13 protein-coding genes are annotated in these 14,623 nt (G+C 54.0%); all 13 read right to left on the bottom strand.

Translation table 11 applies throughout. The features are described from left to right. Nucleotides 1-7 precede the first annotated feature (7 nt). From OCL06_RS13135 to mraZ, 13 genes are read right to left on the bottom strand one after another with little or no spacing between them, the layout of a single operon-like run. Nucleotides 8-748 (bottom strand): cell division protein FtsQ/DivIB, encoded by a 741-nt coding sequence (locus tag OCL06_RS13135; RefSeq protein ID WP_262995288.1) that lies wholly within the window; start codon nucleotides 746-748, stop codon nucleotides 8-10. After that, nucleotides 748-1,707, bottom strand: a complete 960-nt coding sequence (locus OCL06_RS13130) for a D-alanine--D-alanine ligase (protein ID WP_262995286.1) — start codon at nucleotides 1,705-1,707, stop codon at nucleotides 748-750. The genes OCL06_RS13135 and OCL06_RS13130 overlap by 1 nt, the downstream gene beginning before the upstream one ends. Then, nucleotides 1,704-3,155 (bottom strand): UDP-N-acetylmuramate--L-alanine ligase, encoded by a 1,452-nt coding sequence (murC, locus tag OCL06_RS13125; protein ID WP_262995284.1) that lies wholly within the window; start codon nucleotides 3,153-3,155, stop codon nucleotides 1,704-1,706. The genes OCL06_RS13130 and murC overlap by 4 nt, the downstream gene beginning before the upstream one ends. Next, nucleotides 3,155-4,225 (bottom strand): undecaprenyldiphospho-muramoylpentapeptide beta-N-acetylglucosaminyltransferase, encoded by a 1,071-nt coding sequence (gene murG, locus OCL06_RS13120; protein WP_262995282.1) that lies wholly within the window; start codon nucleotides 4,223-4,225, stop codon nucleotides 3,155-3,157. Before murG ends, murC begins: the two co-directional genes overlap by 1 nt. Beyond that, the gene (gene ftsW / locus OCL06_RS13115) at nucleotides 4,218-5,495 is read right to left on the bottom strand and encodes a cell division protein FtsW (RefSeq protein ID WP_262995280.1); all 1,278 of its coding nucleotides are present in this window, start codon (nucleotides 5,493-5,495) and stop codon (nucleotides 4,218-4,220) included. Before ftsW ends, murG begins: the two co-directional genes overlap by 8 nt. Further along, nucleotides 5,488-6,801, bottom strand: a complete 1,314-nt coding sequence (murD, locus tag OCL06_RS13110; RefSeq protein ID WP_262995278.1) for a UDP-N-acetylmuramoyl-L-alanine--D-glutamate ligase — start codon at nucleotides 6,799-6,801, stop codon at nucleotides 5,488-5,490. Before murD ends, ftsW begins: the two co-directional genes overlap by 8 nt. Continuing rightward, nucleotides 6,801-7,883 (bottom strand): phospho-N-acetylmuramoyl-pentapeptide-transferase, encoded by a 1,083-nt coding sequence (gene mraY, locus OCL06_RS13105; RefSeq protein ID WP_262995276.1) that lies wholly within the window; start codon nucleotides 7,881-7,883, stop codon nucleotides 6,801-6,803. The genes murD and mraY overlap by 1 nt, the downstream gene beginning before the upstream one ends. Then, a complete protein-coding gene (locus tag OCL06_RS13100; RefSeq protein ID WP_262995275.1) occupies nucleotides 7,877-9,280 on the bottom strand; it encodes a UDP-N-acetylmuramoyl-tripeptide--D-alanyl-D-alanine ligase in 1,404 nt (467 codons plus the stop codon). Before OCL06_RS13100 ends, mraY begins: the two co-directional genes overlap by 7 nt. Beyond that, complete coding sequence (locus tag OCL06_RS13095) at nucleotides 9,277-10,806, bottom strand: UDP-N-acetylmuramoyl-L-alanyl-D-glutamate--2,6-diaminopimelate ligase (protein WP_262995273.1); 1,530 nt, start codon at nucleotides 10,804-10,806, stop codon at nucleotides 9,277-9,279. The genes OCL06_RS13100 and OCL06_RS13095 overlap by 4 nt, the downstream gene beginning before the upstream one ends. Beyond that, entirely contained in the window at nucleotides 10,796-12,571 is a 1,776-nt protein-coding gene (locus tag OCL06_RS13090; protein ID WP_262995272.1) for a peptidoglycan D,D-transpeptidase FtsI family protein, read from the bottom strand. Before OCL06_RS13090 ends, OCL06_RS13095 begins: the two co-directional genes overlap by 11 nt. After that, complete coding sequence (ftsL, locus tag OCL06_RS13085; RefSeq protein WP_262995270.1) at nucleotides 12,568-12,903, bottom strand: cell division protein FtsL; 336 nt, start codon at nucleotides 12,901-12,903, stop codon at nucleotides 12,568-12,570. The genes OCL06_RS13090 and ftsL overlap by 4 nt, the downstream gene beginning before the upstream one ends. Continuing rightward, complete coding sequence (rsmH, locus tag OCL06_RS13080) at nucleotides 12,900-13,838, bottom strand: 16S rRNA (cytosine(1402)-N(4))-methyltransferase RsmH (protein ID WP_262995269.1); 939 nt, start codon at nucleotides 13,836-13,838, stop codon at nucleotides 12,900-12,902. Before rsmH ends, ftsL begins: the two co-directional genes overlap by 4 nt. Further along, nucleotides 13,835-14,293, bottom strand: a complete 459-nt coding sequence (gene mraZ, locus OCL06_RS13075; protein WP_262995267.1) for a division/cell wall cluster transcriptional repressor MraZ — start codon at nucleotides 14,291-14,293, stop codon at nucleotides 13,835-13,837. The genes rsmH and mraZ overlap by 4 nt, the downstream gene beginning before the upstream one ends. Nucleotides 14,294-14,623: the final 330 nt, after the last annotated feature.

Raw genomic sequence — 14,623 nt, 5'->3', positions numbered from 1 at the left:
GGTTTCCTTAACTCTCTTCTTCGCTTTGTTCGCCGTTTGCCGACTTCCAGCCTACAGCCAATCCTGTGTCGTATCGAAGGTCAACGTATTTCACGCCCTTCGGTTGTGTGGCCAACAACGGATAAATATCGATAAACCGTTGCAGCCGGTCGATGAACTCTTGTCTGCCAAGATTCAGTTCAACGCCGTTTTGTAACTCCAGTTGCCACGCGAACCGCTCGCTCAGCGAGAGTTCGTTGATACCCATGGCGGCCGTCGCGAGCAGCGACTGCATCGCATGATAGCCTTCCAGTGCGGTTTTCTCGCTGCCTCCCGGTCCGTATAACCGCGGCAGCGTCAGTCCTTCGCCACTGGCATTGAAGGTATCGCCATAAGGGTTAAGCAGTAAATCATCATTCCAGTGCGCCACCGGGGTCTGCTCAACCAGATAAATTTTTAACGTATTGGGCCACTGTTTACGTACCGAAGCCCGGTAAATCCACGGCTGCGCTTCTACTAGCCGATACACGTCATTTACATCCAGCGCAAAAAAGCTGCCTGGCTGCGACTGGCGAATCAGGCGCTCCAGCCGCGCAATATTGACGTAGCGGTAATCGCCGGAAAAGTCGATTACCTGTACCGGCATCTGTTGCTCATCCTGCATCCAGCCGTAGGTTTTAACCCCGCCGAATATCAACCCGCAGACTATCAGCAGCAGGAAGATAACACCGCCCCACAGCTCATAGGAATTGCGCGCCTGGTCAGTCATTATTCCGCTGCCCGCCCTATCTCTGCGGGCATGCTGGTCGCTAATATGGCCAGCACTAAATCATCAAAGCTCATGCCTGCCGCACTGGCCGCCTTTGGCACCAGACTTTTTTCTGTCATGCCCGGTACGGTATTCGACTCCAGCAGGAAAAAATTCCCGCTGGCGTCCCGCATCACATCCACACGTCCCCAGCCAGAACCGGAGAGCGCATGAAAGGCCCGGGTCGCTAACGCTGCCAGCCTTTGCTCGTCGTCATCGCTTAGTCCGCTGGGACAAAAATACTCAGTAGTATCATCCTGGTACTTGGCAGCGTAATCATAAAACGTATGGGGGGTAGACATGCGGATCGACGGTAAAGCCTCACCCTGAACCACCGATACAGTGTATTCGGGCCCGTCAATATACTGCTCCAGCAGGACTTGATTATCGTATTTAAAAGCGTCCTGAATGGCAGTAAGAAGTTGTTTAGCGCTCGTCACTCTGGCCATGCCGATACTCGAGCCTTCCCGAGACGGTTTTACCATGACCTCATTCCCCAATTCATGCATTATAGCGCCGCATGATCCAGCTTCAAAGTCACTTTTATCAGCAATTTGGTATTTAGCCGTCGGTAAATTAAGACACTGCCAAATTTGCTTGCTGTGGATTTTATCCATTGCCAGCGCAGACCCCAATACGCCACTTCCGGTATAGGGTATTTTTAGCTGCTGTAAGGCGCCCTGCATTGAGCCATCCTCGCCACCGCGACCATGCAGCATAATCAGCACCCGGTCGACTGTTTCGTGTGATAAATCGGTCAGTGGTCGCGCTGCCGGGTCAAAAGCAAACGCATCCACGCCCTGACGATGGAGGGCGGCCAAAACTGCTTGTCCTGAATTGAGCGATACCGCGCGTTCAGCAGAATCACCGCCGAGCATCACAGCTACCCGGCCAAATTCTCTCGGGCTGTACAATTTCATGACGTGGCCCCCAGTGCCTGCAACTGTTCAGGCTCCAGACCTGCTTGCTGCAACTGCCTGGCTATCTGGCCGATATTGCCAGCGCCCTGCGTCATGACAATGTCGTTATCCGTCAGAATGCCCGCTAAAATTGGTCCCAGCGCATTTTTATCTCCCACGTAAATGGGCTCAATCTGGCCGCGCTGACGAATGGACCAACATAAGGATTTGCTGTCCACACCTTTGATTGGGGCTTCACTGGCAGGGTAAATATCCAGCAGCAACAATACATCTACCTGCGACAACACCTCTACAAAATCTTCATAGAGATCCCGGGTACGGCTGTACCTGTGAGGTTGGTAAACCATTACTAACCTGTTATCGGGCCAGTTTGCCCGAGCCGCTTCAACGGTGGCTTTGACTTCCGTAGGATGATGACCGTAGTCGTCCACCAGGGTCACCTGCCCTTTACTGGTTGTAAAATCACCCAGTAACTCAAACCGCCGTCCTATCCCACCGAAACCTGCTAAAGCCTTAATAATGGCCTCATCGCTCACGCCTTCGTCGGTAGCCACTGCAATCGCGGCCAGTGCATTGAGCACATTATGCATACCGGTCTGGTTGAGCGTCACCGTTAACGGGTCGTGATCCGGACGCAATACCGTGAACTGCGCTTTTCCGAACGACAGCGTGACCTCGGTAGCCCGGAAATCATTTTGCTCACCGAAACCATAGGTCAGAATATTGCGGCCGATGCGGGGGCGAATTTCCTGAATATTTTCATCATCCCCCCAGACAATAGCCTGGCCATAGAAAGGCAGATTACGCAAAAAGTCGACAAAGGTATCTTTGACTCGTTCGAAGTCGCCATCGTAGGTGGCCATGTGATCCGCTTCAATATTGGTCACTACCGACACCATGGGCTGCAAATGCAAAAATGATGCGTCGCTTTCGTCCGCTTCGGCAATCAGATAACGACTTTTGCCTAACCGGGCATTGGTGCCCGCGCTATTAAGCAGGCCGCCAATAACAAAGGTGGGATCGTAGTCGGCCTCGGCGAATATTGTGGCAATCAGGCTGGTGGTGGTGGTTTTACCGTGGGTGCCGGCCACGGCGATACCGTGCCGGAAGCGCATCAGCTCTGCCAGCATCTCAGCCCTGCGAATAATAGGAATACGTTGCTCCCGGGCAAACTGTATTTCGGGGTTTGTTTCGTCAATGGCACTGGATACCACAACCACGTCAGCACCATGGACGTTCTGGGCGGCATGGCCGATTTGGATCTCAGCCCCTAAATCCGCCAGCCGGCGCGTCATCGCACCTGCCTGAATATCGGATCCCACCACGGTGTAGCCTTCGTTTAATAATACTTCTGCAATGCCGCCCATGCCTGCACCGCCGATACCAATGAAGAAAATTCGGCGGACTTTGCGCATTTGCGGGCTTTGGAATGGAGCTTTCAACACCATTATCTGGATCCTCCCATCAGTGCTTCGCACTGGGTTACTACATCTTGGGTGGCATTTCGGCGGGCCTGCTTGCTGGCCATATGCCCCATCTTCAGACAGGCTTGTGGGTCTGCAATCCATTGGCGTACAGCGGGGCCGAGGTTTTCCTTCAGCAGCGACTGCGGGATCATCACTGCAGCTTTAGCGTTTACTAACGACTGCGCGTTTTTGGTTTGATGATCATCCACCGCATGTGGAAGCGGCACAAAAATAGCCGCGCGCCCTGCCACCGCAACTTCTGACACTGTCAACGCGCCGGCCCGGCAGACGATAAAGTCAGCCCATGCATAAGCCGCGGCCATATCATCAATAAACTCGGTCACTCTGACCTGACTGCGTGCGGACTGGTAGGCGGCTTTCACCTGTTCTTCGTTGCCCTTGCCACACTGATGCCAAATGGACAAGCTTTCAAATTCAGCAGTCATTGCCGGCACCGTATCATTCAATGGTCGGGCACCCAAGCTTCCTCCCACTACCAGCATGTTAAGCGGAGTTTCCATACTGTCTTTTTGCGGAGTAGTCAGAATAGGATTGCGCACGGGGTTACCCACCGCCTGGATATCTTTAGCTGAGGTAAATTGCGGCCGCGCATCGTCAAAGGCTAACAGAACCCGGTTGGCGAAACGGCTTAGCAAGCGGTTGGTTAATCCGGCCGCGGCATTCTGCTCGTGTACCAGTAGCGGTATTCCCAGTGACCAGGCAGCAATGCCCCCGGGCCCGCTGGCATAACCGCCAAACCCGATAACCACATCCGGCTTTATCGACTGTAAAAGTTTGCGGGCATGCCATAAGCCTTTTAGCAGCGTCAGGGCACCAGAGACTTTCGCCAATATGCCTTTCCCGCGCATCCCTTTTACCGGTACGAAAGAAATCGGATAGCCGTGTTTAGGCACCACGTCCGCTTCCATTCGCTCAGCAGTACCTAACCAGTGTACGTCCCAGCCTTTATCGTATAACGCATCAGCCACTGCCAGTCCGGGGAACACATGGCCGCCGGTCCCGCCGGCCATGATCAGACAACGTTTAGTCATCGCCGGCCTCCTCAGCAACATCATCAAGCATGGCCTTGGCCCGTTGCTTACCTTCGGTCCGGGACACTTTTTTCGGCAGGCGTGCCCGATCACCACGGCCCAGTGCCTGCACCCCGTCAACCCGCAATTCAAAGTCTATCCGCAGCAACAGCGCCACCGCTATTGCCATAATAATGAGACTGGAGCCACCGTAACTAACCAGTGGGAGGGTAAGCCCTTTGGTGGGCAGGATGCCGGCGCTGGCACCAATATTCACGGCGGTCTGGAAGCTGAACCAGATCCCAATGCTGTACGCCAAGTAGCCTTCAAACGGCCGCTCTTTCAGCAGTGCAGCATTACCGATTTGCAGTGCCCGCACCACCATGTACAGAATCAGCGCCAATACCGCCACCACACCCACGAAGCCGAGTTCCTCAGCAAGGATGGCCATCACGAAGTCAGTATGCGCTTCAGGCAAGAACTCGAGCTTTTGCAGACTGTTGCCCAGCCCCTGACCAAACCAGTTGCCACGCCCGTATGCCATCAGTGACTGGGTGAGCTGGTAGCCGGCGCCGAAGGGATCAGCCCAGGGGTCCAGAAACGAGGTCACCCGCTTCATTCGGTATTCCTCAAAGACGATCAGCGCTACCACCGCCAGCAATCCCGCAAAAGCCAGCGCGAAGAACTGCCAGAGTTTTGCGCCGGCCAGGAACAATAAGCCAATAGTGGTGGCAAACATCACCACCACCGTACCTAAATCCGGCTGTAGCAACAGCAACATGGCCAGAATAAAGAACACCACCAGCGGTTTAATGAAGCCTTTGAGGTTTTCTGTCACCTCTTCATACCGGCGCACCAGATAGCCCGCCAGGTAAGCAAAGAAAAATAATTTTGCCGGCTCAGCGGCCTGAATCGTAATCGGCCCTATCGCCAGCCAGCGGGTACTGCCGTTCACATTTCGGCCGATAAAGAGCACCGCCACCAACAGTGCCAGCGCAACTAACAGCAGATAGGGGTTGCTCACGCGCCAAAAGTTTAACGGTAACTGCAACACCAGCATGGCGGCAATGATGGCTATAACCAGATAAATCATATGCCGGATGGCAAAATGAAACGGGTTGTCGAACAGGCGATCCGCCACCGGCATAGACGCCGAGGTGACAATAATCAAGCCAATGGACATTAAGGCGATGGAGACCATGATAAGACCGCTGTCGTAGGATCGACGGTCTTCCACGGCGCCATGGCGAGCGGCAAATAAGTCAGTCAGGCGGGTGGCAGCATTAAGCATCGGCTGTCACCCCCTTCACGGCGTCTGCAAATACGCTGGCGCGGTGAATATAATTATCAAACATGTCTAAACTGGCGCAGGCTGGTGACAGCAATACCACGTCACCGGGTGTGGCTTTTTCATAGGCCAGCGCCACCGCTTCCTGCAACGATTGTACATAGGCTGAACAGGGAGACAGCGCGGCAATTCGTTCACCATCGCGGCCAAGAGCAATCACAAAGTGAACGTTTTCACTGATGACTGCTGCCAGTGCCGAGAGGTCAGCGCCTTTGGCATCGCCTCCCGCAATCAGAATAAGGTTACCGGAACAGCCCGGTCCAATCCCCTCAATAGCAGCCAGTGTCGCACCTACGTTAGTGGCTTTAGAGTCGTCTATCCAGCGTACATCGTTATGAGAGGCGATTTCCACGCAGCGGTGCGGCGCGGAGGAGAACTCATACACGGCCTCTGCCGCAACGTGCGGTGGCACGCCGGCTGTCATCGCCATGGCCAGGGCGGCCTGAATATTCAGTACATTATGGCGCCCTACCAGGGCAACCTGCTGCATATCTACCACAGGTTCATTGTCCAGTGTGATCCATCCCTGACGGTAACCCAACCCGCTGGCTACGTCATCCAGACCGTACAACAGCATATTATTTACCGCTGTAGTAGGCCGGGTTTCCGCTTGCCCCCGCCAGACTACGGCGGTGTCGCAATGGGCAAAAATTCGTTGTTTGGCGTCCAGATAACGCTGCAGGGTGCCATGGCGGTCCAGGTGATCATCCGATATATTCAGGATAGTCGCCGCCTGCAGCGTCAGCGATGAGGTGGTTTCCAGCTGAAAGCTGGACAGCTCAAGCACCACCGCGTCCAGTGACTGATCAAGAGTATCCAGTACCGGAGTGCCCACATTCCCCGCGGCAATTGCCCGTTTCCCCGCAGCTTGCAGAATATGGGTAAGTAATAGTGTCACGGTTGTTTTGCCGTTCGAACCGGTGATGCCGAACGCTGGCACTGTGTTTAGCCGGGCGAACAGTTCAACGTCGCCCATGACCTCCACACCATGCGCCTGTGCGGCCTCTACAGCCGGCAGCTGTGGATTGATTCCCGGGCTGAGGATAAGGCAGTCAACGTTTTGCCAGAAGTCTTCAGCCGGCTCGCCAAGAATCACGGGTACTGTGATGGTGTCAGGCACGTTGAGGTGGGAACGGGTATCCCACGCCGTTACCGTCACAGGCTGTCCTGTCAAAAAACGCACACAGGCCTGGCCGGTCATTCCCAGACCCGCCACCACCACATGTTGTGCGTTTTCCAGTATATTCATTAGCGTAATTTCAACGTTGCCAGCCCCACCAGCACCAGAATGATGGAGATAATCCAGAACCGGACAATAACCCGGGGCTCAGGCCAGCCTTTCAGTTCGTAATGATGATGAATGGGCGCCATGCGAAAAATACGTTCCCCGCGCAACTTGTAGGAACCCACCTGCAAGATAACCGACACCGTTTCCATCACGAACACGCCGCCCATAATGATAAGCACAATTTCCTGACGGACCAGTACCGCCAGGATACCCAGCGTTCCGCCCAGTGCCAGCGAACCTACATCGCCCATAAACACCTGCGCCGGGTAAGTGTTAAACCACAGGAAGCCCAGTCCGGCGCCCACCATGGCAGTACACACAATCACCAGTTCGCTGGTAAGCGGTATATGAGGAATGTTCAGGTATTCGGCAAAGTTTGCATTCCCGGTGACATAAGCAAACACAGCAAATGCACCGGCGACTAAAATGGTCGGCACAATGGCTAACCCATCGAGGCCATCGGTGAGATTAACGGCGTTACTGGTGCCCACCAGCGCGAAATAGGTAATGGCGATGAAGAAGATCCCAAGTTGCGGGAAAACCTCTTTAAAAAACGGGACCAACAGTGACGTTTCCACCGCACTGGTGGATGAACTGTAGAGATAAAAGGCCACCACCAGCGCGATGACCGATTGCCAAAAATATTTCCAGCGCGCAATCAGGCCTTTTGAATCTTTGCGGATCACCTTACGGTAGTCGTCGACGAAACCAATAATGCCGTAACCCACTACGATACTGAGGGTCACCCACACGTAGCGATTACTCAGGTCGGCCCATAGCAAAACGCTGGTCACGATGGCCGCCAGAATTAACAAACCGCCCATTGTGGGGGTGCCGGCTTTTGACAGATGGGATTGCGGCCCGTCATCGCGCACGGTCTGGCCAATCTGCATCTGCTGTAGCCAGCGGATCATTTTCGGACCAATCAGAATAGCGATCAGTAACGCCGTCAGGGTACTCAGGATGGCGCGCATGGTCAGATACGAGAAGACATTAAATCCCGCATCAAACTGCGTTAACCAGTCAGCCAGCCATATTAACATGCAATTCGCTCCCGACGGCGCTCAAGCTTTCCCAGCGGAGACGCCTCAATGGCGGCCACTACCCGCTCCATCCTGGAACTGCGCGAGCCTTTAACCAGAATGGAGATATCCCGCTGTTCATGCAGTAGCCGGTTTTCCATCTCCGCCATTAAGGCTTCGATGTCTGAGAAATGCTGACCATTGTTGCCAAACACACTGCTCGCAGACTGACTGAGAACGCCCACTGTAAACAGATAATGGATACCCTGTTGCTGGGCATAGTCGCCCACCTTTTCATGATAGTAGCGGGCCTTTTCGCCCAGCTCGGCCATATCGCCCAGTACCATGACTCTCAGTCCGGAAAACGTCGCCAGTGTATCAATTGCCGCGTTAACGGAGGCCACGTTGGCGTTATAAGTGTCGTCTAATAAGCGAATCTGGCTGGTGAGCATTTTAACATTCAGTCGTCCGCTCACCTGTTGCATACCAGCCAGTCCGTCACGGATATCCTCCAGTGTGGCACCTACCTGCATACACAGTGCGGCTGCAACCAGGGCATTACCCACATTGTGCAAGCCGGGGATAGTCAGCTGAATAGCCACTTCCCCCTGCGGGGTGGCCATCTGAAACGCGGCACACCCGTCCAGCCCCACAATGATATCTTCTGCAGTGAAGTCAGCAGTATGGGTCTGATCGGGGGCAAAGGTGAGGACCTCACGGTGTTTCAGCTTGCCCTTCCAGAATTCAGCGAACTGACTGTCTTCATTGACAATGGCCACGCCTTGTTCGGCGAGGCCTTTGAATATTTCACTTTTCGCCCGGGCTACACCCAGCAGACTGCCAAAGCCTTCCAGGTGTGACGCCGCCGCGTTCACGATTGTCGCCACATCAGGCTTAACTAAACTGGTGGTGTAGGCAATTTCGCCTAAGTGATTAGCACCCAGTTCAATGACCGCAAATTCGTGCTCTGGCTGTAACCTTAACAGGGTCAGCGGTACGCCAATCTCATTGTTAAAATTGCCCGCGGTAGCCAATACCGACCCACGGCGCTCAAGAATTGCCGCACTCATTTCTTTTACGGTTGTTTTACCGCTGCTGCCGGTGATCGCGACGGTTTTCGGTGCCACTTCGGCTTTTACCGCAGCCCCTAGCTGTCCCAGGGCTTCTTTGGTGTCGTTCACGTATATCACAGGCACGTTGGTGCTAACCGGCTCACTGGCAATAATCGCCGCCGCCCCCGCTGCCACAGCCTGTGCCACAAACTTATGGCCGTTGAAGTTAGCCCCATTCAGCGCCAGGTAAACTGCGCCTTCCGTCATAGCACGGGTGTCTGTGCTGACATCCGCGACGGTGAGGTCTTCACCCTCCAGTTTTCCGCCAATTTTCTCGGCGATCCACGACAGCGTTGTGGTAATCATTTGCTGTACTCCTGTTGCAAACGCGCTATCACTGCGCGTTCGTTATAATCTGTCTTAGTGGTACCTATTATCTGGTAGTCTTCGTGCCCCTTGCCCGCGACCACAATCAGGTCATTCTGATTGGCGTGCTCCAGGCAATACCGCACTGCCTGTTCACGGTCGGGCTCTGCCACTGCGTTGGCACTGTCGGCCAGCCCCCGAAGGATATCGCGGGCTATCGCTTCTGGCGCTTCGGTACGACAGTTGTCGGTGGTGATCACCAGATGATCCGCGCCGGCCTCCGCGGCCTTCCCCATAAGCGGGCGTTTACCGGCATCGCGATCGCCGCCGCAGCCAAACACGCACCACACGTCGCCATCGGTATGAGCCCTGGCACTTTGCAGTACTTTTTCAAGCGCGTCGGGGGTATGCGCATAGTCCACTACCACGTTGGCATGGGCGGTAAACGGAAACACTTCCATACGCCCTTTCACCGGATGCAGTCGGGTGACCACCTTCATCACATCCTCAAACCGCTCGCCTTCCGCCAGCAAGGTAGCCACTGCACTGAGCACGTTACTCACATTGAATCTGCCCAGCAGCGGAATACTCACCTGCTGGCTTCCCCATGAGGTTTGCAGTTCAAAGTCACACCCTGCTGTATGGTAGTTAAGGTTTGTGGCTAAACAATGGCGATCCTGGGTCGCAGTGGGGACAGCAATATCAATGCCGGTCCATACCAGAGTGGCCGTTTCGGGCGCGGCATTCGCCCAGTTCTGACTTTCATTGTCCTCAGCGTTCAGAACGACTGCATATAAACCAGGCTGATTCAGCAGTTCCCGTTTGGCTTTCGCATACGCGCCCATGGTGCCATGATAATCGAGGTGGTCACGGGTAAGATTGGTAAATACTGCCACGTCTGTTTTCACTTGCTGCAACCGACCCTGCACCAGCGCGTGCGAGCTGGCTTCGAACGCCAGGTGACGCACTTCCTGCTGCACGAATTCGGCCATCACATACTGCATATGAATGGCATCCGGCGTGGTATTGGCTGCTGGCGTCTGGTCCCAGGCGGTGTCTTCACCGTCGTAGACGCCACTCCCCAGGGTGCCAACCGCCGCTGCCCGGGTACCAAGGGCATCCTTTAATTGCGATATTAACTGCACCACCGACGTTTTACCGTTGGTGCCGGTTACCGCAACTGTAGTCATTTTCTGGGCCGGGTAGTCGTAGAAAGCGGCAGCAATTTTTGACAGCATATTCGGCAAGTCATAGAGCGAAATAATGACCGAATTTCCCCGCATTTCCAGCGCGCCATGGGCTTTAGTGTCGTCAGTTTGCGCCAGTATGATCCGGGCACCGAGACTAATGGCCTGGGGAATAAAGTCACGACCGTCCCGTTCGTGGCCTTTTACCGCAACGAACGCCAGCTTGGTGTTTACCTCACGACTATCCAGCGTCAGCCCCTGCACACGTATATCCGGCGCATCGATACCAAACTTGGCCATCAACGCACGCATACTCTGAATAAATGCATTAACTACCACTTGCTGCTCCTTTCATCCACAGAGTCGACGTAACCTGCTTGTCGTCCGGGGCAATATTCAGCATTTGCAATGCCCCCTGCATTATGGCGGAAAATACCGGTGCGGCGGTATCACCGGCGTGATACAAGTCGCCACCGGGTTCATTAATCAGTACCACGGTGACCAGTTGCGGATCGGAGACTGGCGCCACGCCGGCAAAGATATTGACATACTCTTCCCCATAGCCACCGGCGACCGCTTTACGGCTGGTACCGGTTTTACCGGCCACCCGATAGCCGGGGACGGCAGCTTTGGTGGCGGTACCGCCTTTCTGCGTTACGCTTTCCATCATGGCCAACACCGCCGCAGCATTCTTTTCGCTGATCACCCGTTCTTCGGTAGGCTGCCAGCCTTCAGTCTGGGGATTTTTAATGATGGTCAGTGGGCGTTTAATCCCGCCGTTAGCTAATGTGGCATACATACGGGCCAGCTGCGCCGTGGTCACTGAGATACCGTAGCCAAACGACAATGTTGCCAATTCGAAATCTGACCACCGGCTACGTTCGTGGAAAATGCCGCTGCTTTCTCCCGGCATGTTAGAGCCGGTATCAGACATCAGGCCCACATTATAATAAGTATCAAGCAGAAACTGCTTGGGCACCGACAGGGCAAGTCTGGACGTGCCCATATTACTGGAGTGCTGAATAATTTCTTCCAGCGACAACTCGCCGTAATTGCGCACATCTTTCACCAGACTACCGCCTAACCGCATCCAGCCCGGATGGGTGTCTACCGTATCGCCCACTGAGACATTGCCAAACTCCAGCGCGGTGAGTACTGCCAGAGGTTTCAGTGCCGAGCCGGGCTCAAAAGAATCGGTGATAACCCGGTTGCGCATACGGTGCGCCGATACATCACTGCGGTCATTAGGATTAAACGAGGGCGCGTTGACCATGGCCAGCACTTCGCCAGAGTGCACGTCCAGCACAATCGCAGAAGCGGAGCTGGCCTGGTAATAGAGCATGGCTTCTTTGATTTCGCGGTAAGCCAGTGCCTGAATGCGTTGATCGATGGTGAGTTGCAGGTTGCCTGCCGCTTCACCTGACTGGGTTTCCAGAATTTCTACCTGCCGCCCTTTAGCATCGCGACGGATTTTGCGCGACCCCGGCGTGCCGGTAAGCCAGTCGTTATATAACCGCTCGAGGCCATCGATACCGTTATCGTCCACATCGGTGATGCCGATAATCTGAGCCGCAACTTCGCCGGTAGGATAATAACGGCGGCTTTCACGGCGCAGGTAAATGCCCGGTATATCCAGCTTGTCTACATACTCCGCCATCGCTGGTGACACCTGTCGTTGCAGGTATACAAAGCGGCGTTTGGGATTACTCACCCGTTCCCGTAATTCATCTACATCCTGACCGAGTACGTCGGCCAGCGCGCGCCAGCGCCGGGTTTGCGCGAAACCGTCCCGGTCATGAATAACCTTGGGATCGGCGTAGATCGCCCGTACCGGTACACTCACAGCCAGTTCCGCACCATGCCGGTCAGTAATAAGTCCGCGGTAGGCCGGCATGTTGCGCGTTCGCAAAGTACGGCTGTCACCCTGTTCAATCAGCGCATCCGGCTCGATAACCTGGATATATGCAGCACGCGCAGCCAGAACCACAAAAACCAGAATCACCACGAACAACACCACGACAAAACGCCAGTGCACCAGACTGGGCGTTACATTTTGCTTGGCGCCACGCCGCGCTTTGTTTCGGTTTGCGGTAGTGGTGCTCATTTTAACTTCACCACCACTTCCTGCTCCGCGGTTGGGCGTTGCATATTCAGTTGTTTTTCCACCAGCGCTTCAATGCGGTTGTGCTCCGTCAGCGCACGTTGCTCTAACACCAGGTTGCGCCACTCCACATCCAGCTGATCTTTCTCTTCCATCAGGTCTTCCAGCGCAATCACCTGCTGCCGATTGTGATGGGTGCTCAGGATCACAGCCATCGCACTAACCATGACCATCAAATACAACAAAACCCGCATTTTATTGCGGGTCAAATCTGAGACCAGAATGAGCAGTAGATTAAAGTTGGTGCCTGACTTGGGCTGGCGCTGAACTGTCATAGCTTTTCGGCCACCCTTAACACGGAACTGCGCGCACGCACGTTCTGCGATATTTCCTCCCCTGACGGCTTAATGGCTTTACCTAACGTTCTCAGTACCTTATCGGCATCAATCTCAGCCTGGGTAATGGGCAGGTTATGGGGGACTTTTTTGCCACGACTTTGGTCTTTCATAAAGCGTTTGACTAAGCGGTCTTCCAGCGAGTGAAACGAAATTACCGCCAGACGCCCGTCCTGAGCAAGTACATCTACCGCTGCTTTCAGCCCTACCCGTAACTGCTCCAGTTCGGCATTAATGTAAATACGGATGCCCTGAAATGCACGGGTTGCCGGGTGCTTGTATTTATCTTTTACCGGCACCGCCTGATCGATGAGTTCAGCCAGCTCGCGGGTTCGTGTTAATGGCTTTTGCTGGCGCTGCTGTACAATGGCATGAGCGATACGTTTACCGAACTTCTCTTCACCAAATTCTTTAATGACTTGCGTAATATCTTGCTCGTCAGCGGTGGCCAGCCAATCCGCCGCGCTCATTCCACGGGTGGTATCCATGCGCATGTCCAGGGGTCCGTCTTTCATGAAGCTGAAGCCACGCTCAGCATCATCCAGTTGGGGGGAGGACACGCCTAAGTCCATAAGCACGCCATCTACTTGACCGGTCAGTGCCATGTCTGCCAGTGCCTCGGCCATCTCGCCAAACGGACGGTGGATAATTTCAAAGCGTGAGTCGTCGGCAAAACGCTGGGCTGATTGAATAGCCTGAGGATCCCGGTCGAAGGCTATCAGCCGACCCTGTGGCCCAAGCTGTTCTAGAATGGCTGCAGAATGGCCGCCACGTCCGAAGGTGGCATCCACATAGATGCCATCGGGTTTGATAGCAAGACCATTGACACTTTCCTCGAGTAACACTGAGACGTGCTGATTGGCGGTCGATGTCATAATGAGAAGTCCTGCAGGCGTTCAGTTAATTCAAAGTCTCCGTCTCGTTCGGTTTCCATATCTGCCTCAATTTGCGCTGCCCATACTTCAGCATCCCAAATTTCGAACTTATTTAACTGGCCGACTAACATGACTTCTTTAGAGAGTTTGGCGTGTTGACGCAACGGCGTAGGGATAAGGATCCGACCGCTTTTGTCCATTTCACCTTCAGTAGCATACCCCAGCAACAGACGTTGCATGCGGCGCTCAGCAGGCACCATACTGGAAAACTTACTGAGCTTGAGTTCTATCTCTTCCCATTCGGGAAGTGGGTAAAGCAGCAAGCAACTTTGTTGTGTATCGACCGTGCAGACCAGTTGTCCGTTACAATCATCCTGAAGGGACTGGCGATACTTTGTAGGTATGGCCAACCTTCCCTTGGTGTCAAGATTGATTGCATTAGCGCCGCGGAACATTCCCCTAGCCTTTTTTTATTTGTTTTTGATTTTCTTGTTTTTTGAGCACTGATCTGCAAAACGTTGATAACTCGATCCACAATTTGCCACTTTTACCCACTGGATGACAGTTTAGGTACCAATGATCCCCACTGTCAAGCAAAAATCAGGGCGCAAACCCGCGTGGGCACTGGCTTTGCACTGTGTTTATATACAGTTAAATTTCGAAGTGGCTGATTCACTGACAGAAAATAGGGATATTCTGCGAAGGTCCGCAAAATTAAATTTAAAAAATACCGTAGCAAGGTGGGTTGTGCATAAGTGAATGCTCACCAAGGACGAAAAAATCGT

The sequence above is a fragment of the Alteromonas salexigens genome, assembly GCF_025628895.1.
Taxonomy (GTDB): Bacteria; Pseudomonadota; Gammaproteobacteria; order Enterobacterales; family Alteromonadaceae; genus Alteromonas; species Alteromonas salexigens.
Note: the sequence above shows the minus strand (reverse complement) of the source record. Positions and strands in the feature narration are given on the sequence as shown.

Bases quoted from the DNA above. Each gene is read 5' to 3' on its own strand.
- OCL06_RS13135 (WP_262995288.1), bottom strand. From the start codon at position 748: ATGACTGACCAGGCGCGCAATTCCTATGAGCTGTGGGGCGGTGTTATC.
- OCL06_RS13130 (WP_262995286.1), bottom strand. From the start codon at position 1,707: ATGAAATTGTACAGCCCGAGAGAATTTGGCCGGGTAGCTGTGATGCTC.
- murC (WP_262995284.1), bottom strand. From the start codon at position 3,155: ATGGTGTTGAAAGCTCCATTCCAAAGCCCGCAAATGCGCAAAGTCCGC.
- murG (WP_262995282.1), bottom strand. From the start codon at position 4,225: ATGACTAAACGTTGTCTGATCATGGCCGGCGGGACCGGCGGCCATGTG.
- ftsW (WP_262995280.1), bottom strand. From the start codon at position 5,495: ATGCTTAATGCTGCCACCCGCCTGACTGACTTATTTGCCGCTCGCCAT.
- murD (WP_262995278.1), bottom strand. From the start codon at position 6,801: ATGAATATACTGGAAAACGCACAACATGTGGTGGTGGCGGGTCTGGGA.
- mraY (WP_262995276.1), bottom strand. From the start codon at position 7,883: ATGTTAATATGGCTGGCTGACTGGTTAACGCAGTTTGATGCGGGATTT.
- OCL06_RS13100 (WP_262995275.1), bottom strand. From the start codon at position 9,280: ATGATTACCACAACGCTGTCGTGGATCGCCGAGAAAATTGGCGGAAAA.
- OCL06_RS13090 (WP_262995272.1), bottom strand. From the start codon at position 12,571: ATGAGCACCACTACCGCAAACCGAAACAAAGCGCGGCGTGGCGCCAAG.
- ftsL (WP_262995270.1), bottom strand. From the start codon at position 12,903: ATGACAGTTCAGCGCCAGCCCAAGTCAGGCACCAACTTTAATCTACTG.
- rsmH (WP_262995269.1), bottom strand. From the start codon at position 13,838: ATGACATCGACCGCCAATCAGCACGTCTCAGTGTTACTCGAGGAAAGT.
- mraZ (WP_262995267.1), bottom strand. From the start codon at position 14,293: ATGTTCCGCGGCGCTAATGCAATCAATCTTGACACCAAGGGAAGGTTG.